Origin of the sequence: Flavobacterium sp. YO12, from assembly GCF_004119495.1 — a bacterium.
Classification (GTDB): Bacteria; Bacteroidota; Bacteroidia; order Flavobacteriales; family Flavobacteriaceae; genus Flavobacterium.
The window spans coordinates 1-19,599 of sequence record NZ_NRQU01000074.1 but is presented as its reverse complement, the minus strand read 5'-3'; the positions used below and the strand labels follow the sequence as shown (position 1 = coordinate 19,599).

The 19,599-nt window shown below is 30.9% G+C and carries 17 protein-coding genes and 1 tRNA gene; 14 read left to right on the top strand and 4 right to left on the bottom strand.

Going from position 1 to position 19,599, the window contains the following annotated elements; genetic code table 11:
* The first annotated feature begins 248 nt into the window (after positions 1-248).
* Both BOW55_RS21075 and lpxA read left to right on the top strand, forming a co-directional pair.
* A complete protein-coding gene (locus tag BOW55_RS21075) occupies positions 249-539 on the top strand; it encodes a Crp/Fnr family transcriptional regulator (RefSeq protein ID WP_206733622.1) in 291 nt (96 codons plus the stop codon).
* A 339-nt stretch (positions 540-878) separates the two neighbouring features.
* Positions 879-1,649, top strand: a complete 771-nt coding sequence (lpxA, locus tag BOW55_RS18140) for an acyl-ACP--UDP-N-acetylglucosamine O-acyltransferase (RefSeq protein WP_129025606.1) — start codon at positions 879-881, stop codon at positions 1,647-1,649.
* Between the two features lie 109 nt (positions 1,650-1,758).
* Here lpxA and BOW55_RS18135 read toward each other — a convergent pair whose 3' ends face one another.
* Entirely contained in the window at positions 1,759-4,182 is a 2,424-nt protein-coding gene (locus BOW55_RS18135; RefSeq protein ID WP_129025604.1) for an ABC transporter permease, read from the bottom strand.
* Positions 4,183-4,186: 4 nt separating this feature from the next.
* Complete coding sequence (locus tag BOW55_RS18130) at positions 4,187-4,900, bottom strand: ABC transporter ATP-binding protein (protein ID WP_129025602.1); 714 nt, start codon at positions 4,898-4,900, stop codon at positions 4,187-4,189.
* A gap of 278 nt (positions 4,901-5,178) precedes the next feature.
* Here BOW55_RS18130 and BOW55_RS18125 point away from each other — a divergent pair, with 278 nt between their 5' ends.
* The 10 genes from BOW55_RS18125 (at position 5,179) to BOW55_RS18080 (ending at position 16,753) form a co-directional block, all read left to right on the top strand.
* Positions 5,179-6,528 carry a sigma-54 dependent transcriptional regulator gene (locus BOW55_RS18125; protein WP_129025600.1) on the top strand — a complete coding sequence of 450 codons (1,350 nt, stop codon included), beginning with the start codon at positions 5,179-5,181 and terminating at the stop codon, positions 6,526-6,528.
* Between the two features lies 1 nt (position 6,529).
* Complete coding sequence (locus BOW55_RS18120; protein WP_129025597.1) at positions 6,530-7,861, top strand: PAS domain-containing sensor histidine kinase; 1,332 nt, start codon at positions 6,530-6,532, stop codon at positions 7,859-7,861.
* A gap of 138 nt (positions 7,862-7,999) precedes the next feature.
* Complete coding sequence (locus BOW55_RS18115; RefSeq protein ID WP_129025595.1) at positions 8,000-8,593, top strand: YdeI family protein; 594 nt, start codon at positions 8,000-8,002, stop codon at positions 8,591-8,593.
* Between the two features lie 39 nt (positions 8,594-8,632).
* Positions 8,633-9,196, top strand: a complete 564-nt coding sequence (locus tag BOW55_RS18110; protein ID WP_129025593.1) for a DUF4256 domain-containing protein — start codon at positions 8,633-8,635, stop codon at positions 9,194-9,196.
* Between the two features lie 84 nt (positions 9,197-9,280).
* Positions 9,281-10,657 (top strand): hypothetical protein, encoded by a 1,377-nt coding sequence (locus tag BOW55_RS18105; protein ID WP_129025591.1) that lies wholly within the window; start codon positions 9,281-9,283, stop codon positions 10,655-10,657.
* A 253-nt stretch (positions 10,658-10,910) separates the two neighbouring features.
* Positions 10,911-12,050: an AraC family transcriptional regulator gene (locus tag BOW55_RS18100; RefSeq protein ID WP_129025589.1), complete on the top strand. Its 1,140-nt coding sequence runs from the start codon at positions 10,911-10,913 to the stop codon at positions 12,048-12,050.
* A gap of 133 nt (positions 12,051-12,183) precedes the next feature.
* Positions 12,184-13,269 carry a serine hydrolase gene (locus BOW55_RS18095; protein WP_129025586.1) on the top strand — a complete coding sequence of 362 codons (1,086 nt, stop codon included), beginning with the start codon at positions 12,184-12,186 and terminating at the stop codon, positions 13,267-13,269.
* 448 nt (positions 13,270-13,717) lie between these two features.
* Positions 13,718-15,187 carry a serine hydrolase gene (locus tag BOW55_RS18090; RefSeq protein ID WP_129025584.1) on the top strand — a complete coding sequence of 490 codons (1,470 nt, stop codon included), beginning with the start codon at positions 13,718-13,720 and terminating at the stop codon, positions 15,185-15,187.
* 163 nt (positions 15,188-15,350) lie between these two features.
* The gene (locus BOW55_RS18085) at positions 15,351-16,136 is read left to right on the top strand and encodes a TlpA disulfide reductase family protein (RefSeq protein ID WP_129025582.1); all 786 of its coding nucleotides are present in this window, start codon (positions 15,351-15,353) and stop codon (positions 16,134-16,136) included.
* A 257-nt stretch (positions 16,137-16,393) separates the two neighbouring features.
* Positions 16,394-16,753, top strand: coding sequence for a MerR family transcriptional regulator (locus tag BOW55_RS18080; protein ID WP_089055402.1), 360 nt, complete (start codon positions 16,394-16,396; stop codon positions 16,751-16,753).
* A gap of 72 nt (positions 16,754-16,825) precedes the next feature.
* Here BOW55_RS18080 and BOW55_RS18075 read toward each other — a convergent pair.
* Positions 16,826-16,903: transfer RNA gene (locus BOW55_RS18075), tRNA-Val, on the bottom strand.
* A 178-nt stretch (positions 16,904-17,081) separates the two neighbouring features.
* Positions 17,082-18,308 (bottom strand): folylpolyglutamate synthase/dihydrofolate synthase family protein, encoded by a 1,227-nt coding sequence (locus tag BOW55_RS18070; RefSeq protein ID WP_129025580.1) that lies wholly within the window; start codon positions 18,306-18,308, stop codon positions 17,082-17,084.
* A gap of 130 nt (positions 18,309-18,438) precedes the next feature.
* Between BOW55_RS18070 and BOW55_RS18065 the strand changes: the two genes are divergently transcribed.
* Positions 18,439-19,131, top strand: a complete 693-nt coding sequence (locus BOW55_RS18065) for a MotA/TolQ/ExbB proton channel family protein (RefSeq protein ID WP_129025578.1) — start codon at positions 18,439-18,441, stop codon at positions 19,129-19,131.
* 3 nt (positions 19,132-19,134) lie between these two features.
* Entirely contained in the window at positions 19,135-19,530 is a 396-nt protein-coding gene (locus tag BOW55_RS18060; RefSeq protein WP_089055379.1) for a biopolymer transporter ExbD, read from the top strand.
* Positions 19,531-19,599: the final 69 nt, after the last annotated feature.

The following is a 19,599-nucleotide window of genomic DNA, read 5'->3' as shown; positions in this document are numbered from 1 at the left end:
ATTTATAGCGGTTTTGGAAATCAATCCTGAAATATATACTATGTCTCAGCAGTAGAAAGGGATCGCTGTGCTTTTAGTTTTCAGCTGTTTTAAAGTTGTTTTTTATTCTTTATACGCAGAATTGTCTTCGAATGAATAAAGTTCTTTAGAAGCTTTTATTTTGTTGAGATATGCACAAGTCGTGGATTGGAAAGAAATTTTAAAGCTTGTTAATTATATTGATAAATTTGTTTAAGATAATTTGGGATATGAAGGAACTAATAAATGTAATTAATAACTTTCAAAAGCTGGATCAAGAAACTGAAGACGCAATAAAAGAATATTTTGTTGAAGAAAAGTTTAAGAAAAATCAATTAATTATTGAGGAGGGTAAAATATGTGATAAAATCTATTTTATTAAATCAGGTACTATACGACGTTTTTCTATAGTAGAAAGTGTAGAGGTTACAAAATGGATTTATACCGACAATCAATTTGTTACTTCGATGAGTAGTTTTTTTGAGCAAAAACCATCATTTGAGATTTTTTCAAACTTCTAGATGAAACTACTGTATATTCTTTATCTTTTGATGATGAGCAAATTTTGTTACGCTATCCATTATTTTCTAGTTTTCACTTAAAATTGCTTAGGCTTTATCTCTCTAAAATAAATGAATTTCATCATCAGTTTAGATTAATGAGTGCTCAGGAGAAGTATTTGTATCTTCTTAAATCATTTCCTGAAATTATTAAGAAAGCCAAACTGAAAGATATTGCCTCACTTATTGGTATAAGTCAGGAAACTTTAAGTAGAATACGTGCTTCAATTACTTGACATTAGGTCAAAAAATGACGTTTTCTTTTTTTTAATATTTGTATACTTATTAAATTAGTAAATATTGAAAAATACTATAATTGGAAATGCTGCTGTTATTGGAAACAATGTTCGTATTGGAAATTTTTCCACTATTGAAAATGATGTTGTTATTGGGGATAATACTTGGATTGGTAATAATGTTACTTTGTTGAGTGGTGCGAGAATTGGTGAAAACTGCGAAATTCATTCGGGGTCAGTAATAGCTGGAAATCCGCAAGACTTGAAGTTTAAAGGTGAATATTCATTACTTGAGATTGGAAATGAAACAATTATTCGCGAGTTCGTAACGATAAATAAGGGAACAGCTTCTAAAGGTAAAACAAAAATTGGCAATCATAATTTGATTATGGCTAATGCTCATATTGGACATGATTGTTTTATTGGAAATAATTGTGTCATTGGTTTTAATGTTGGAATGGCAGGCGAGGTAACTGTTGGAGATTGGGCTACTATCAGCGGTTTATCAGCCATACATCAATTTTCAAATATTGGTGATCATAGTATGATTTCTGGAATGAGCAGGGTTGTAAAGGATGTTCCGCCATATATTACGGCTGCACATGAACCTTTGAGTTATGCTGGTTTGAATAGCGTTGGCCTGAAAAGAAGAAAATTTGAAATTGAGAAGATAAATGAACTAAAAGAAATTTATCGAATTATTTTTCAAGAAAAAAGAAATACAACTTTAGCGTTAGCATTAATTGAAAGTAAATTTGAAGAAAGTATAGAAAGAAATTTGATTCTTGATTTTATAAAACAATCTAAAAGAGGAATTGTAAAAGGATTATTATAATTGAGTATAGCAGTAAGCTGAATTTACAACTGTCTAAACTAAAAAAACTCCTTAAAAAAATTAAGGAGTTTTTGATGAATAATGGTTAACAGTTTAAAAATTATTTAGATTATTCGTATTTTAAATATTGTAAAACATCAACTTTGGTCGCTTGATACGCTCTCGAAAGTACTACTCCGAGAGTAAGCAATAGTAAAATGGTAAAACCAATTAAAAAGGGTGAAACAGAAATAGTAACTCGATAAGCAAAATTTTCCAACCATTTGTTTAATAAATAGTAAGCGGGAAATAATGCGATCATAAATCCTATAATGCTAAAAAGGATATATTGTTTGCAAAGCTCTTTCAATAAAACATTAGTTTCGGCGCCAAGGGTTTTTCGAATAGCGATTTCTTTCATACGTCTTTCGATTGAGTACGAAGCTAAAGCAAATAAACCAATAAGAGCAATTACAATAACAATCACATTTAGTAACGAAAAAAGGTTCTTTTGTTTAACATAACCGCTATAAGATCTTTTGTATTCCTTATCAACAAAATCATATATAAAAGGATATTCAGTGTCAACTTTCTTTAACCATAAACTTTCTATATCAGCAATAGTCTGCTGCATAGTTTTAGGATCTGCTGTTATATAAATATTGTTCAAAAGACCGCTAAACCACGATACACTTTTAAAATGAAATATTGACATTGGCGGTACAGCTTCGCCAGGATGTCCAATATTGAAATCTTTTACAACTCCCACGATAATAGCTTCTTTTCCGTCCCAGTTTATTTTTTTACCTATAGGATCTTTCTCGTTTAATAATTTTAAAGCGGTTTCATTAATTAACATCGAATTAATGGTGTCCTGAGAATATGCAGGATTTAAATAGCGCCCTTTAACTATTTTTATTTTCATCATTTCAAGAAGTCCAAAATCTATTGGAATATTACTCCCGTCTATATTTACATCTTTGTAATGATAGGAAATTACAGATTTTGCACCTCTTCCCATAACAAAGCCGCCGCCTGCTACTTGTTTTACTCCTTTTATGCGAAGCAATTGGTTTTTGATATTATTGTATTTGCTAAATTGATTTTTATCTGTAATTTTTTCGCCATAGATGTTTCGATAAGAGATGTCAAGAATCTGGTTCCCGTTAAACCCCAAATCTTTAGAATTCATATAATCAATTTGCTGATATACAATATAAGACCCAATAATAAAGAAGGCTGCTACGGCAAATTGAAATATCAACATTCCGTTGCGAAGCCAGACACCGCTTTTGCTTCGAATAAAATTGCCTCTTAAAACTTTTAAAACTTCAAAATTCGAAACATAAATTGCAGGAAATATTCCAGCGACGATTACAGTTACAACAAAAATAACAGCTAATTGCAGATAGAATTGTCCGCCTTGCAATGCTAGGTTTTTTTCTAAGAAAGCATTATAATAAGGAATTGAAAGCTCGACAATTACAAGAGATATTAAAATGGAGAACAATAAAATTATAGCCGTTTCAAAAATAAACTGTTGTATTATATTCGCTTTAGAAGCTCCGATAACTTTTCGGACACCAATTTCTTTTGCTCTTTTTACAGCATTTGCAGTAGCAGAATTAACATAATTGACAATAGATAATATCAAGATTAAAATTGATAAGCCAACAAAGATTAATAAAAGTTGATAATTTCCATTGGTTTCTATTAGACCGCCAGTTTTGGTATGCAAACGAATAGAAGCTAAAGACTCTAAATGAGGTTTTACTTGTCCATATTTTTTAATAAACTCTTCTGGAGCCATACCTTGAAATTTGGCTTGAGGCACCGTCATGTTATCATAATAAACTTTAGCCAGATTTTTGCTGACCAAACCTATATCAGTTGGATTTTTTAGTTTTAATAAAAGAATGAACTGAAAATTTCCCCATTGCTGAATGGTGTTTTTTACTCTTAAATCCATAAAATTAACTACACAAGAAGGATTAAAAATCGACTTTTTGTCTAGTTTGTAAACTCCTCGAACAACCAAAACCTGATTCTGCAAGACTACTTTTTTACCAAATGCACTTTTATTTCCAAAAAGCTGTGCAGCCAAATCTTCAGATAAACAAATGCTGTTGCCATCTGGTAAACCTGTTTTTGCATTTCCTTCTATAAATTGATAGGGGAAATAATCAAAAAAGTTTTTTTGTGCTACAAGAATTTTATCAGACTGTATTTTTTTACCTTCAAAATGAATGATTTCATTATCATAATTTCCATTTACATAACAATAAGATTCGACTTCAGGATTTGTGTTTTTTATTGTAGATCCTATCGGAGCAGAACTTGAAGCCCAATATGTAGTAGGATCCATTTGATTTGCTACCAAAAAGACATTGTCTTTATTAGGGTTCCATTGATCATAACTCTGTTCGTCGTTCCAATATAAAATTGCAAAAATTAATCCCGCGATTCCAATGCTCAAACCCAAAACATTCAAAGCCGTAAAGAATTTGTTGTTTTTGATGTGATATATAAATATGTTAATCCAGTTTTTCAGCATGATCTTAGTTGTTTAAAGTTGTTGCGAAAACATCAACATTTTTATGATTTAATTTTTCTGAAAGAATGATTCCGTCTTTCATTAAAATTGTTTTTTGCGAAAACGAAGCGTCATAATCAGAATGTGTTACCATTAAAATTGTTGCTCCGCTTGCATGAAGATCAGTTAGCAATTCCATTACCTCATTTCCATTTTTACTGTCTAGATTTCCAGTCGGCTCATCGGCAAGAATAATTTTAGGATCATTAATCAAAGCTCTTGCTACGGCAACACGCTGTTGCTGACCACCTGACAGCTGCTGCGGAAAGTGTTTTAAGCGATGTGAAATGCCTAATATGGCCGCAATATCTTCTACTTTTTTCTTTCTTTCAAAAGAATGCAATTTATTGTAAAGCAACGGCAATTCAATATTATCATAAACAGATAACTCATCAATTAAATTAAAATTCTGAAAAATAAAACCAATGTTTTCTTTTCGAACTTTCGTTTTTACTTTTTCATTAGTACCAATCATTTCTCGATCCAGTAATTTATAGCTTCCATCTGAGGCGCTGTCTAATAACCCGATGATATTTAATAAAGTTGATTTTCCACTTCCAGAAGGTCCCATAATCGAAACAAAGTCGCCTTCATTGATTGTTAAGGAAATTTGGCTTAATGCTTTTGTTTCTACTTCTTCAGTTCTAAAAGTTTTTGAAAGTTTTGTAATACTGATCATAAATGCTGTTTTAAAGATTGATGTTTGATGATTACTTTTAGTGCCGAAGTAAAAGAAACAGTTCGAAAATTAAGATGTTTACAATATAATTGATAAATGTCTATTTTTGTTACTTTTACCAGCAAAAAAGATTCTCATATTTGATGATTTATTAGTCTAAATGTGATTTTCGTGCCAAAAATTTAAAATCTGTAACTGCTTTATTTTTACGTTTTTATTTTTTCAATACTAATTAAACTGTCCAAAAATGGACAGCTTTCGTCCAAAACCGAACAAAAATGAAAAAAACAAACGCTTCTATATTAATCATCGACGATCAGGAAGACATTCTTTTTGCATCAAAAGTGTACTTAAAAAAGTACTTTGAAGAGATTTATACACTCAATAATCCAAAAAATATTGTCGAATTATTATCAGAAAAAAGTATTGATGTTGTTTTACTAGACATGAATTACAGAATTGGTTTTGAAGATGGAAGGGAGGGCTTGTATCTTTTAAAAGAAATAAAAACACTTTCGCCAAAAACTGTTGTGATTTTAATGACGGCTTTTGGTAAAGTTGAAACTGCTGTTGAAGGATTAAAATCTGGAGCTTTTGATTATATTTTAAAACCTTGGGAAAATAAAAAACTATTAGAATCTGTAAAGCTAGCCGTTGATAAATCTAGAAAGGATCAGAAAAGACAAAAAGCGGCCGAAATTGAAAATGACTTTTTCATAGGAACTTCAGAGATTATAAAAAAGGCATATTTATTGGCCGATAAAGTGGCAAAAACAGATGCTAATGTTTTGATTCTTGGCGAAAACGGAACGGGAAAATTTGTTCTCGCACATCATATTTACACTAAATCTGAAAGAAAAAACAATCCTTTTATTGCGGTTGATTTAGGTTCGTTGAACTCAAATATTTTTGAAAGTGAATTGTTTGGTTATGCAAAAGGTGCTTTTACCGATGCCAAAATCGATACGCCGGGACGTTTTGAAATGGCGCAAAACGGAACTATTTTTTTAGATGAAATAGGAAATGTGCCTTTGCATCTGCAATCAAAATTATTGCAGGTTATTCAAACTAAAACCGTGACAAGATTGGGCGAAACAAAAGCAAGACCATTAAATGTCAGGATTATTACGGCAACTAATTTAAATTTAAAATTAGAAGCTGCCGATAAAAATTTCAGGGAAGATTTGTATTATCGAATCAATACCATGGAAATTGTTCTGCCTCCGCTGAGAGAGCGTAACGAAGATAAAATTCCGTTGGCTGAATATCTTTTAGAAAAAATGGCAGCAAAGTATGGACGGGGTGAAATTACTTTTGATAAAAAAGTCTTAGAACAGATTGAAAAACATGCTTGGAACGGAAATATTCGTGAAATGGAAAATAAAATTGAACGTGCGGTTATTCTCTGCGAAAACAATCTCATTTCTGTTTCTGATTTGGATTTAGAGATTATAACGCCTTATGATGAAAGCGCAGATGACATTCAGCTTTCTTCAGTAGAAAAAACGGCAATAGAAAAAGCACTTTTTAAAAACGGCAATAATATTAGTAAAACTGCTGATGATTTGGGATTGTCAAGGGGATCGTTGTACCGACGTTTAGAGAAGTATAATATCAATATTAGTTAATATGTTTAAAACTTTTCAAACTTATAAATTGTTGTTTTTTCGATTGATTTTAATTGTCATTGGAATCGAATTTTCTATTTATTTTTTTAAAATAGGATTGTTGTTTACGGGTATTTTCGGGCTTTTTATAGTTTTCCTAATAGCTCGTGAAATGTATTTTTATGTCCGCAATTTTATTTTGCTCTATGACAAAACCATTTCATCGATTTTGCAAAATGATTTCACATCAGATTTTACCAAACATAAAATTGATAAAAATTATACCGAACTGTTTCAATTGTATGATACGATGAAGAACAGGCAAAACGAACAGGTTTCAAAAGATATTATTTATCGTTCGATTCTAAATAATATTGAAACTGGAATTGTTATTCTGCAAAAGCAAGAAAAGGAGTGGAATGTTTTTTTAATGAACGATTATTTTTCTTCCTATTTTAATGTTCCAAAAGTTTCGAGATGGAAATATCTTAAAAACCAGCTTCCTGCTTTATGTGAAATCATTGAAAAGGATGATTTTCAGGAAATAAAAACATCGATCGAAATTAGAGTAAACGAACAAAATCAGCAGACATTTGTTTTGCAGGCTTCTCGAACTGAAATTTTTGAACGTGATTATTGTATTGTACTCCTCGATTCGATTCAGAACGTTGTTGAGAAAAAAGAAAAAGAAGCGTGGGTAAATTTAATGAAAGTCATTTCGCATGAACTTTTAAATTCGATAACGCCAATTCGATCTATTTGCCAAAATTTACAAGATTTAGTCGATCAAGATTCGCTGTCAGCAGAAGACTTAGAAGATGTAAAAAATAGTGTCGAAACTATGCTGAGACGAAGCGATCATTTGCAAAAATTTGTCGAAGGTTATCGAAAACTTGCCATGCTGCCTTCTCCCAAAAAAGAGAAAACAGAACTGCAGTATTTAATTGATAATTGCATTCAAATTATGAATCCATTATTTGTTGAGCAGCAAATAAATATAGTAAATACAATTTCGTTTAAATACAGGATTAATGTTGATGCGCATCAAATGGAACAAGTATTAATTAATTTGCTCACAAATTCGATTCATGCTTTAAAAAACTGCGGCGAAAAGCGAATTATAATTTCGGCTGAAGCCAAAGAAAACAGAACTTTTATTAGAATAATTGATACCGGAATTGGAGTAGAAAAGGAAATAGAAAACAAAATATTCCTGCCGTTTTTTACAACAAGAGATGAAGGTGCAGGAATTGGTTTAACATTATCTAAAAACATTGTTGAAGCGCACGGCGGCTATATTGCAAATAAAAACAAAAATGGAAAAACTGTTTTCGAGATTTGTTTGGTTGAATAGAATTTTATCCAAATTTTAATGGTCTATTCGTTTATTATGCTTTTTTAAATTATTGAAGAACATATTTCTTTAATAGGATTTTTTCTAAATTAGCAAAAGTATAAAGTTTAAAACGGTACTAACCTAAAGTGAAATTTCATGACAAAAGGCAACGAGAATCCTAAAGTTGATTTTTATTTTGATAAAGTTGAAAAGTGGCAAAAGGAATTGGAACAACTTCGAGAAATTGCCCTCGATTGTCAGCTTACTGAAGAATTAAAGTGGGGAACCCCTTGTTATACTTTAGGAAAAAGTAATATTGTTTTAATTCATGAGTTTAAAGAATATTGTGCTTTTTTGTTTTTTAAAGGCGCTTTATTAAAAGATACGAACGACATTTTAATTCACCAGTCTGAGAATGTCCAGGCAGCACGTCAAATTAGATTTACGAATCTTAAAGAAATAATTGATCAAAAGACGATTTTGAAAACCTACATTTATCAGGCAATCGAAATTGAAAAAGCGGGTTTAAAAGTCGAATTGAAAGAGACAACCGATTTTGAGGTTTCGGCAGAATTTCAAAAGAAGTTAGATGAAATGCCTAATTTAAAAAAAGCTTTTGAAGCATTAACACCAGGAAGACAAAGAGGCTATTTACTGCATTTTTCGCAACCCAAACAATCTAAAACCAGAGAATCAAGAGTCGAGAAAAATATTCCTCAGATTTTAGAAGGAAAAGGACTGAAAGATTAATTTATTTAAGGGAATGTTCAAAACAAGAAATACAAGATCATGAATACTACTAATAAACTATCGCCAGAAGGAACCGAAGAACTGCTTAAGGTTTTGGAAACTCGTTTTTTGAAAAATTTGAATAGACATCAAGGAATTGATTGGAGTAAAGTCGAAGCAAAACTAAAAGCAAATCCAGAGAAATTATGGTCGCTTGATGAAATGGAAAGAACAGAAGGCGAGCCAGATGTTGTAGGTTATGATGCGAAAACGGATGAATATATTTTTTATGACTGTTCGCCAGAAAGCCCAAAGGGACGTCGAAGTATTTGTTACGATCATGAAGCACTTGAAAAAAGAAAGGAACACAAACCTAAAGACAGTGCCATAAATATGGCAGACGAAATGGGGATTCAAATTTTGAACGAATCAGAATATCGAGAGCTGCAGAAATTGGGTAAGTTTGATGCTAAAACTTCAAGTTGGATCAAAACACCTGCAGATATTAGAAAACTTGGCGGCGCTGTTTTTTCAGATTTTCGTTATAACACCGTTTTTGTATATCATAACGGAGCAGATTCGTATTATGCAGCGAGAGCATTTCGCGGTTCTTTAAGGATTTAAAAAGATATATTTTTTAGCTCGATTTTTAACAAATAGAATTTAATACGTAACTCTACAAATTATTTTAAACCCTAATAGGATTGTATGAAAAATAAACTTTGGCTCTTGTTTTTACTTTTGACAACTTTAGCATTTGGACAAAAGGCAGTTTTTAAAATTAAATATTCAGAACAATTAGCTGTTTTTGTTTTTTTACAAAATCTTTCTGAGAATTCTCCAGAGAATGTTTTTAAAACAGAATTTCAAAAATCAAAATATTATACGGAGAAATACAAAAGTATAGCTTCAAAGTTTGACCTTTTAAATATTTACTATAGTTTTCCATTTGAGGATTATCCTTATGGTTTAAAAAAGTCGATGCAGACAGAAGATTTACTAAAAAAGAACTTGATTGAAACTGATAATTTAAAAGATTTCAAAATACGTTCAATTGGTTTTATTCCTAATAAAACGTTGAATGATTTGGCAGAAAGTATTTCAGAGTTTACACCTATTTACAACGAGCTGATTTATAATCCAAACAAAGAGAAATTCGAAAAACAAATTGTAGAAATTACAAAATATTCGAACGAACATGACATGGAAAAGTATTTTCAAACGGGACTTACATTTTATAATTCCGGCTGGGATACTTCAATTCCATTCGAAATAGCTTTTTATCCGCTGCCTAATTCTAAAGGATTTACTGCCCAGGCTTTCTGCAATAATTTTATTAGTGCCGTGCAGACTGATTTAGATTCATACAAAGATTTGTTTAGTGTTATGCTGCACGAAACCTATCATATCATTTATGACGAAGAATCGCTCGAAGTAAAAAAAGATATAGATTCTTATTTTAAAGAAAATAAATCAAAGTGCAGTAATTATGCTTATCAGCTGATGAATGAAGTTTTGGCAACAGCATTAGGAAATGGATATGTTTATGAACAATTAGACGGGAAAATTGATGATGGAGATTGGTATAATAGAAAATATATCAGTCTTATGGCGAAACAAATTTATCCATTGGTTATAGAATACATTAATCAGAAGAAAGGAATTGATAGAAGTTTTATAGATAATTACATCAAACAATATGAGACTAACTTCCCGAATTGGATAAATGAGCTTGATAATATTATGGCTTATAGATATGTAATTTCTGAAAATGAAGAAGACGTAAATGTAATAAGAAAAATGTTTCGTTACCGTTCGAGAACCGAATTTGATTCTGAATTGACAGAAGTAAGTATTGACAAAATGAAAAAAACACCGCTTACTAAGGTTATAATTGTTTCGAAAAATAGTGCCGAGAAGTTAAAGCTGGTGCAAAGAAATTTTACAGAGATGAAAAAATACAAATTTAATCCAGACAAGGAATTTATAGATATGATTTTCTTAAACGATAAAAGTCAATTGATACTAGTGAATCAGAAAAAATCGACACTTGAAACTCTTTTTAAATCGGTAAAACAAGAATAGAGAACATAAAACGCAGGATTTCAGAGTTTTGCTTTTTCGCTTGATTTTAAGAAAAAGAGAATAATAAAACAGTAAGAAATTATTTCTTTTTCAAGAAAAAGGAAATAATAAAAAGTGAAAATATTTCATATATTCGCTTTGAAAAAGAACAAGTTTACCGCTGAAGTACAGTTAGAAAAATATACTAATATTTGGAGGCAGATCTAAATAAGCAGGTTATAATTATAAACAATAATACCACTAAAAAACAAAAATGGATAAGATTAATTTATTAATTGTTGCAACCATAATTACTTTGTTCATTTCAGTATTACTTATATTTTTTCTGCTCACAGTTAAAACAAAAGACAAAACAAGTAATATTCTTTTTGCTGTTTTTCTATTAATAAACGCAATCGATTCAAGTGAGCCTTTGTTCGGATTAATGTTCGACAGACCTTCAAATTTGGGAATATTCAGATCTACAATTGCGTTTCTTCAAATCCCGGTTTTTTACTTGTATGTATTATCAGTTTCTTATTCTGATTTTAAATTAAAGCCCAAATATCTTATGCATGCAATTCCGTTTTTAATTGTAAATGCTGTTTTAGTGCCGCGCTTCTATGCTGTAGATGATGCTGCAAAAATGGATTTTATAATAAATCGTCAAAGTATGATCGAATTGCAGTTTATTCATGTTTTAATACACATTCAGATCATTGTTTATTTTGCGGCCATTTTTATGTTATTAAAAAGAGCCAAAAAACTGTATCTCGAAAATAATGCAGGTACTCATGTCAATTCCTATAATTGGTTATTTCAGTTTGCGACACTTCTTTCAATCTTGTATGTAGTTGCTATTGTAAAAAATATTTTTAAGTTTTCAGAATATCCAGATATCTCCGAATGGATAAAAGCTGGAATTATGTTAATGCAGCCCTTCATTATTTGCTGGTATTTATTTAAGGCTTTAAATAATCCAGATTTATTCAGGAACATCGATTCAAAATTAAAACTAGTTAAAGACATTGTTTCTGAAGAAAGAATTAATGCTCCCACAGCTGTATCTGAAAAAATATACAGTGAAGAGTTATTGAAACTGCAGCAATATATGAGTGAAGAAAAGCCGTTTCTTAATCCTTCTTTGACAATACAAGATGTCTCAAACGACATTCAAATTCCTGTACGAGATTTGTCGCTTTTAATCAATCATAAATTAGAGCAGCACTTTTACGATTTTATTAATGCCTATCGTATCGAAAATGCAAAGAATATTTTAAAAGACGTTACAAAAAGTAAAGTAACAATTTTAGAAATTCTGTACGAAGTAGGTTTTAATTCAAAATCTTCGTTCAATACTGCTTTTAAAAAGCATACCGGTTTTACTCCTACTGATTTTCGCAAGGCGTTGTAATTCATGGTTTTGTAATTATTCGTACGCGGTTTTTTAAACAAATGCGTACGAGTAGTTTTATTCGGTCGCGTATCATAAGTTTCTTTCGCAAGTTTGTATCGAAATAAATTTATAACCATAAAAATACGATACCATGAAAACTTCAGTAAAATTTTTAGCAGCACTTTTATTAGTAACTAACTTTTCTTTTGGACAAGGAATTTCTCAAAGAATAGATTCGATAATAAAAGATAGTCACCAAAAAAATCCCAATGTTGGCATTAGTGTAGGCTTTGTTCTAAACAATGAAGAATATTATACTGCATACGGGAATTTGAATGCAGAGAGTCAAGCTAAAATTGACAAGAACTCTATATTTGAAATAGCATCAATTACTAAAATTTTAACTTCAAATTTAATAGCACAAGCCGCTATTGAGAAAAAATTGAAATTGGAAGATTATATAGACAGCTATCTTCCAAAAGAATATGTACTGCAAAGCAATCTTAAAAACAAAATTAGAATTTCAGATTTAGCTTCTCATCAATCAGGTTTGCCAGATATCGATTTTGGAAAACTAATGGAGTTAAATCCGCAACAACCTGTGAGCAGTGTAACGAAAGAATCATTGGTTGCAATTGTAAATAACTGTTCTGAATTAAAAGATTATGGTAAATACCGTTATTCTACGATTGGGTTTACTTTACTTGGACAAATATTAGAGAAAGTTTATAACAAGAGTTATGATGAGATTATCACAAGCAAAATGATAAAACCATTAAAAATGACTAGTACTTTAACTAAAGATTTTAATGTAAAAAACCGTACAACTGTTCACAATCCAGAAGGGGGTATTCAGGAGTTTTTTAATTGGAATGTTACTGCACCAGCAGGATTAGTTAAATCGAATGCTTCTGATATGGTTACCTATTTAAAAGCAGTTTTAAACAAAGACAATAAAGTAGGTAAGGCAGCTGTGATTACTGAAAAAATATTTTATAAAGATGAAAAGAGAGAATTAGGATTGGGGTTAAATATTATGACAGATGATAAAAACACAATTTATATGAAATCTGGAGACTCAATGGGACAATCTTCAATAATATGTTATGACAGAGCTAAAAATTGGGGAATCATAATACTGTTAGATTATAGAAACTCAAAAATGAGACAAACACTTCTGAATTCAATTTATGACACAATTTTGAAAGATATGAAACCGGATAATGCAAGTTTGTAACAGACACAAATAATATCATTAAAATAGAATGCAAAAACTCCTTAAGAAATTAAGGAGTTTTTTACGTTTGGATAAATCTGTATTTCAATTATCTGTTACTTTATCGGATGTATTTATAAATAAATAGGAAAGTAGAATAAATTGTATTTTCCTTTCTTGGTTTTCTCTTTTCGGTTTAGAATAAATCAAGCAATTTTATCTGTTGTGTAAATAATATTGGAGTTCGAATTTTCAGAAACTGAAGTTTTTTTAGTTCGAATAAAAAATAATGATCTTTCAAAAATGCATTTGTTTATTGTTTCAATGTGTTGTTTTTTAATGTTTTGTAATTACTCGTACGCATTGCTGGAGACAAATGCGTTCGAATAGTTTTATTCGGTCGCATAGGTTTAATTTCTCCCACATCTTTGTACCGAAATAAATTTCTAACCTTAAAAATCACGATACCATGAAAAACATTATTTATTTATTACTTCTTATAGTAACAGTCGCAAGTGCTCAAACAAACAAAAAAGCAATTGCAAAAAGTAAAGATTATAGCTTTCTAACAGACAGTTTAAATATTGATCCACAATTAGAAAAATATAAACTTGCGGGATTTAGTCTTGTTGTTTTCGAAAACTACAAGATTGTGTACTCAAACCAATTTGGTGTAAAATCAATAGATTTAAAAGAAAAAATAGATCAAAACACTGCTTTTTCTACAGCTTCAATTTCAAAACCAATTACAGCACTTCTTTGTTTTATTCTTGAAGAAAAAGGATTAATTAAATTAGACGACCCAATTGATGGTTATTTAAAACGCTGGCATTTACCAAAAAGTAAGTTTATCGAAAACAATAGACCAACATGGAAACAATTTTTAAATCATACCGCTGGCACAAGTCAAAGCGGATTTGCAGATCACTATGAAGGAGATACAATTCCAACCATAAAAGAAAGTCTTTTAGGGAAAATTCCAAGATATGATAAAGAAATTGAATTCTTGTTTGAACCTGGAACAGATTGGGCATATAGCGGCGGTGGTTATGTAATTGTTCAAATGGCTTTAGAAGATACTTTTAAAAAATCTATAGCTGAACTAGCAAAAGAGCATATTTTTACTCCTCTTGGATTAAAAAATACTACAATGATACAGCCAAATGAAAAAGGATTTCCAACAAATGTAGCTCTTGTACATGATGAAAATGAAAAAGTTATTAGAACAGGTCTGCCAATCACGCCGCAAGTTGGACCATCAGGAATGTGGTCTACACCAACTGATTTAGCCCTGATTGCTATCGAAATGCAAAATGCATTACGCAATAAAAATAATAAAGTGATTTCTCATGATGTTGCTCAAAAAGTTACAGAAGTAACCGCTTTAAAAGATGCCGTTGGCGGTTGGAGTTATGGATGGCAAAAGTCCTTTGGTTACAATAACTATGATTGGTTTATGTGTAACGGTTCAAATACAGGAGTTGGCGGAAGTATTTTTGCAACAATGACAGATGGAAACGGCTTTACATTTTTAACCAATGGCGAAAAAAAGAATCGTTTTCCTGTGATGGGAAATACTCAAAGAACACTTTTAAGAGTGATGGGCTGGAATAAAAATACTTCTAATGAAGAAGTTCAGGAAATGCCTTCAAGTCTAAAAGAAAAACTAGTTGGGACTTATGATGATTTTCTTTACGCGCAAGGTGTAGAAACAAAAATTGTAGAAAAAAATAATCGCCTTTATGTTGAATCTCCATTATTAGATCACTTTAAAGGAAAAAATGATAATGAGTTGGTATATCTTAAAAATGGATATTTTAGAATTATAGATTATCCGAACTTGTTGAAATTTGGTTTCAGCGACGGAAAAGTAAATTCTGTGACCTTAACAAGAGATAACCTTAGTGCTAAAGTTGAATTAACCAATACAGGGAAATAGTCGTTTCGCGATATTGTTTATCACTCTGAATTTTAAATTATTACGAACAGAGATATTTCTTATATTAGCAAAAAGTAATTTTTTAGCACATAGTCTTGAAGCTTCAGGACTATGTGTTTGCTGTTTATAAAAAACAATAATCTTCTTAATTACCAATTAAAATATGAAAAAACTATTCGTCTTTGTTTTTATAATAATTGCTCAATCTTTTTACGGACAAGATAAAGTGGCAAAAAAGCCTGAATATGTATTGATAATCAACAATGAGATTGGTACAATGGCCGATGTTGAGAAATATGGTGCCGATGGTTATGTTAAATCTATGGTTAAAGGAGTTTCTGAAAATGAAAGAAATGAGCTGGCAAAAAAGTTTGGGGATAAAATAGGAGATAAGGAGTTCGTAATTTTAATTGAGATTTTCAGCGAGCAAGAAAAAATTGAAAACGATAAAAAAAATGCAGCTCAGTCTGAAAAAAGCCAAAAATTGGTAAAAGAAGACGAGTACATTTTAAAACTAAATGAGAAAGCAAAAGATTTTACCTTAAAACTAATAGATGGTAAAGAAGTAAAACTTTCTGATTTAAAAGGAAAAGTAGTTCTAGTAAATTTTTGGGCAACTTGGTGCGCGCCTTGTTTAATGGAGTTCTATGAGATACCATCGAAAATTATTGAACCCAATAAAAACACTGATTTTGTATTTTTAGCAATTTCAAGTGGAGAAACTCAAGAAGTTGTTTCGAAAAAAGTTGTTAAACTGAGAAAAGACGGAATTGATTTTAATTATGGAATTGATCCAAATGGGAAAATATGGAATGAGTTTGCAAAAGGTTCAATCCCGAAAAACTTTTTATTAGATCAAGATGGAGTCTTGAGATTTATGTCAACAGGAAATACTCCCGACAATTTAGATAACATCGCTGCCGAAATTAAAAAACTGCTGGCGAAATGATCTTTTTGATTTTTTAAAATAAATTAAGTTTTTAGGAAAATGAAAGCGATAGAAAAACTCCTTAAGAAATTTAAGGAGTTTTTTTATGCAAATATTTTGTGATTACTGTTGTGCTATACATCTGTTTTCGTTAATATTAAAATTACTTTATTTCTTTTGTTTTAAAAATTTAAAAAACAAAATAAGTAGTATATTTACAACTTAAAAGTATAGACTATACTCTATGCTTTGTTGTTTTGTATTAAAAAAAAGAAGCTATGCTTATAAACGAATTATCAAAGAAAACGGGATTATCAATTCATACTATTAGATATTATGAAAATCTAGGAATGATCAAGGGATTAACTAATGAAGAAGTGAAGTCTAATAATTATAAAAATTACGATGATAATGTCGTAGAGCGTTTAGAAATCATCATAGAAGCAAGAGAAGTCGGCTTTACATTAGCAGAAATAAAAAAAATACTAACCACTTGGTTTGAAAGCACTGATTCGAAACCTGAAACACTTGAACTTTTTCAGTCAAAAATAAAAGAGATTGATGATAAAATGAAATATTTCAAACAAACTAAGAAGCTTCTTGAAAAAGTATGTGAGAAATTGCAAAGTAATGATTGATGGTGAAATATTGATAAGCAAATTGTGAAAGTATATCACAAAAAAAACTCCTTAATTTCTTAAGGAGTTTCTTGGTGGGCGATGAGGGGTTCGAACCCCCGACCCCCTCGGTGTAAACGAGGTGCTCTGAACCAGCTGAGCTAATCGCCCTATTTTACTAGGTTGCTATCGTTTGTGATTGCGAGTGCAAATATACGCTAGTTTTCGAGTTCTGCAAAGGATTTTGAAGAAAAAATAAAACTTTTTTTAAAATAATTTATATCTGTCTGTTTATGAATTTGTTATTAAAATGATTTTTTTAAAGTTTTTTGTAGATCAAAAGTATATTTTAACCCAAAGGCAGTTCGGCAACAACAAAAGTGCTTCCGCCAACGTAAATAAAATCATTTTCCGAAGCATTTTTCTTCGCTTCCGCGAAAGCGCTTTCAACAGAATCGTATTTTTCTCCTATTAATTGATGCTTTTTTGCTTCGCTCTGCAAAATTTCGGTGCTTAATCCTCTTGAAGAATTTGGACTGCAGAAATAATAATGTGCACTTTGAGGAAAAAGTGGTAAAATAGAATCTAGATCTTTATCATTTACAACGCCTAAAACAATATGTAAATTTTCAAAAGTTTCTTTTTTAATCTGGTTCATTACAACCGTTAATCCATGTTTGTTATGTGCCGTGTCGCAAATAATTTTTGGATTCTCGCCAAGCTGCTGCCATCTTCCTTGCAATGCTGTATTTTTGACCACATTCAATAAACCAGATTTTACACTTTCTTCTGAAACTTTAAAGTCAGTAGTTTCGTTTATAATTTTAATAGTCTGCTGTACCGTTTTTTTATTGTGAAACTGATAATCTCCAATTAAGTCAGACGGGAATACATCGCTAATTAAATCAGAGGCAAAATAAATAGGTGCTTTTTTTTCTTCGGCTTTAGCTAAAAAAACCGGCTGTGTTTCAGTAGTATATTCACCAACAACAACAGGAATGTTTGATTTTATAATGCCGGCTTTTTCACCTGCAATCGCTTCTAGCGTATTTCCTAAAAACTGAGTATGGTCTAAACCTATATTGGTAATTACAGAAACTAATGGAGTAATAATATTAGTAGCATCAAGTCTTCCGCCCAGGCCGACTTCAATAATGGCAATATCAACTTTTTCAGATGCAAAATAGTCAAAAGCTAAACCAACAGACATTTCGAAGAAACTCATGTCATTAGCCTCAAAAAAGCTTTTATGCTTTTCGATAAACTCGCACACAAAATTTTCAGAGATTTCTTGACCGTTAATTTTAATACGTTCTCTAAAATCTTTTAAATGCGGCGAAGTATACAAACCAACATTATATCCAGCTTCATGTAAAACCGAAGCCAGCATATGTGATGTTGACCCTTTTCCGTTTGTTCCAGCAACATGTATGCACTTTAACTGCGTTTCTGGATTACCAAGATGTTCCGCCAGTAATTTGATGTTTGTGAGATCTTCTTTGTATGCCGAAGCACCTTGAAGCTGATACATTGGTAATTGATTAAACATCCAGTTTGTAGTCTCTTGATAGTTCATTTTATTTGGATAAAATAGTTGGTAATTGAAATAATTTTCGTTTTTTTAGTTTAATATTACAATGAAAATTATCTTTAGTGCAAAATTGAAATATTTTTTAGAATTAATTATTAAAAACAAGAATTAAAATATGTTTAGCCTCATTCAATTACAAACAGATACCATTGCAAACGCATCTAACGTAGTTATCGAAAAAATTGCTCCCAATACCGAAATTTCTGTTTTAGGTTTTATCTTAAAAGGAGGTTTCTTCCTAATTCCAATCGCGCTTTTATTATTTTATACTATTTACATCATTTTTGAGCGTTATATGTATATCACTAAAGCGTCAAAAATTGATAATAGATTAATGCAGGATGTTGGTGATAAATTGAATGCAGGAAATATCGAATTGGCTAGAACAATTGTAGAAAGAAGTAATACCGCTGCAGGAAATATCTTGAAAGAAGGAGTTCTGGTTATTGGAAGGCCAATTGCCGAAATCGAATCAAATATGGATCGTGCTGCCGATATTGAAATTGGTGAAATGGAACGCCGTTTAGGACATCTTGGGCTTATTGCTGGTATTGCGCCAACTCTAGGTTTTATTGGAACAATTTCGGGGGTTATTAAAATTTTCTACAGTATCTCAGTAACAGAAAATATTAGTATTGGAAATATTTCTGGAGGTTTGTATGAGAAAATGATCAGCTCGGGATCAGGATTAATTGTTGGAATTATTGCCTATAGCGCTTATCATTTATTGAATGGAAAAATTGATGATTTTGCCTTGAAAATTCAGAAACAAATATTAGAATTTGTAAACATAATTCAAAGAGCATAAGGTATGTCTATTAAGAGAAAAAGAAGATTTCATGCTGAGGTTGCAACTTCATCGCTGAGTGATATTATGTTTTTCCTGCTGTTGTTTTTCTTAATTATTTCAACACTTGCAAACCCGAATGTTATCAAGATGACTTTGCCAAAAGCCAAGGCAAATGAAAAAACAAATAAACAATTAATCAGTTTATCCGTTACCGAAGATAAAAAGTTCTACATAGACAAAGAACCCGTGGACTTTGAAAATCTAGAAACAAGTTTAATGACAAAAATAGGGGCAGACAAGGAGCAAACGGTTGTAGTTCGTATTCCTTTTAATTTGCAGGTTCAAGATTTAGTTGATGTTTTGCAAATAGGAGTAAAGAACAATTTGAAGTTTGTAATTGCTACTAGTCCGAAGTAGATTTAGTATTAGGGCGTGACCACAATAAAAAAATGGGCCAATCAGCATAACGTTGATTCGCCCATTTTT

Bases quoted from the DNA above. Each gene is read 5' to 3' on its own strand.
- BOW55_RS21075 (WP_206733622.1), top strand. From the start codon at position 249: ATGAAGGAACTAATAAATGTAATTAATAACTTTCAAAAGCTGGATCAA.
- BOW55_RS18135 (WP_129025604.1), bottom strand. From the start codon at position 4,182: ATGCTGAAAAACTGGATTAACATATTTATATATCACATCAAAAACAAC.
- BOW55_RS18130 (WP_129025602.1), bottom strand. From the start codon at position 4,900: ATGATCAGTATTACAAAACTTTCAAAAACTTTTAGAACTGAAGAAGTA.
- BOW55_RS18125 (WP_129025600.1), top strand. From the start codon at position 5,179: ATGAAAAAAACAAACGCTTCTATATTAATCATCGACGATCAGGAAGAC.
- BOW55_RS18120 (WP_129025597.1), top strand. From the start codon at position 6,530: ATGTTTAAAACTTTTCAAACTTATAAATTGTTGTTTTTTCGATTGATT.
- BOW55_RS18115 (WP_129025595.1), top strand. From the start codon at position 8,000: ATGACAAAAGGCAACGAGAATCCTAAAGTTGATTTTTATTTTGATAAA.
- BOW55_RS18110 (WP_129025593.1), top strand. From the start codon at position 8,633: ATGAATACTACTAATAAACTATCGCCAGAAGGAACCGAAGAACTGCTT.
- BOW55_RS18105 (WP_129025591.1), top strand. From the start codon at position 9,281: ATGAAAAATAAACTTTGGCTCTTGTTTTTACTTTTGACAACTTTAGCA.
- BOW55_RS18100 (WP_129025589.1), top strand. From the start codon at position 10,911: ATGGATAAGATTAATTTATTAATTGTTGCAACCATAATTACTTTGTTC.
- BOW55_RS18095 (WP_129025586.1), top strand. From the start codon at position 12,184: ATGAAAACTTCAGTAAAATTTTTAGCAGCACTTTTATTAGTAACTAAC.
- BOW55_RS18090 (WP_129025584.1), top strand. From the start codon at position 13,718: ATGAAAAACATTATTTATTTATTACTTCTTATAGTAACAGTCGCAAGT.
- BOW55_RS18085 (WP_129025582.1), top strand. From the start codon at position 15,351: ATGAAAAAACTATTCGTCTTTGTTTTTATAATAATTGCTCAATCTTTT.
- BOW55_RS18080 (WP_089055402.1), top strand. From the start codon at position 16,394: ATGCTTATAAACGAATTATCAAAGAAAACGGGATTATCAATTCATACT.
- BOW55_RS18070 (WP_129025580.1), bottom strand. From the start codon at position 18,308: ATGAACTATCAAGAGACTACAAACTGGATGTTTAATCAATTACCAATG.
- BOW55_RS18065 (WP_129025578.1), top strand. From the start codon at position 18,439: ATGTTTAGCCTCATTCAATTACAAACAGATACCATTGCAAACGCATCT.
- BOW55_RS18060 (WP_089055379.1), top strand. From the start codon at position 19,135: ATGTCTATTAAGAGAAAAAGAAGATTTCATGCTGAGGTTGCAACTTCA.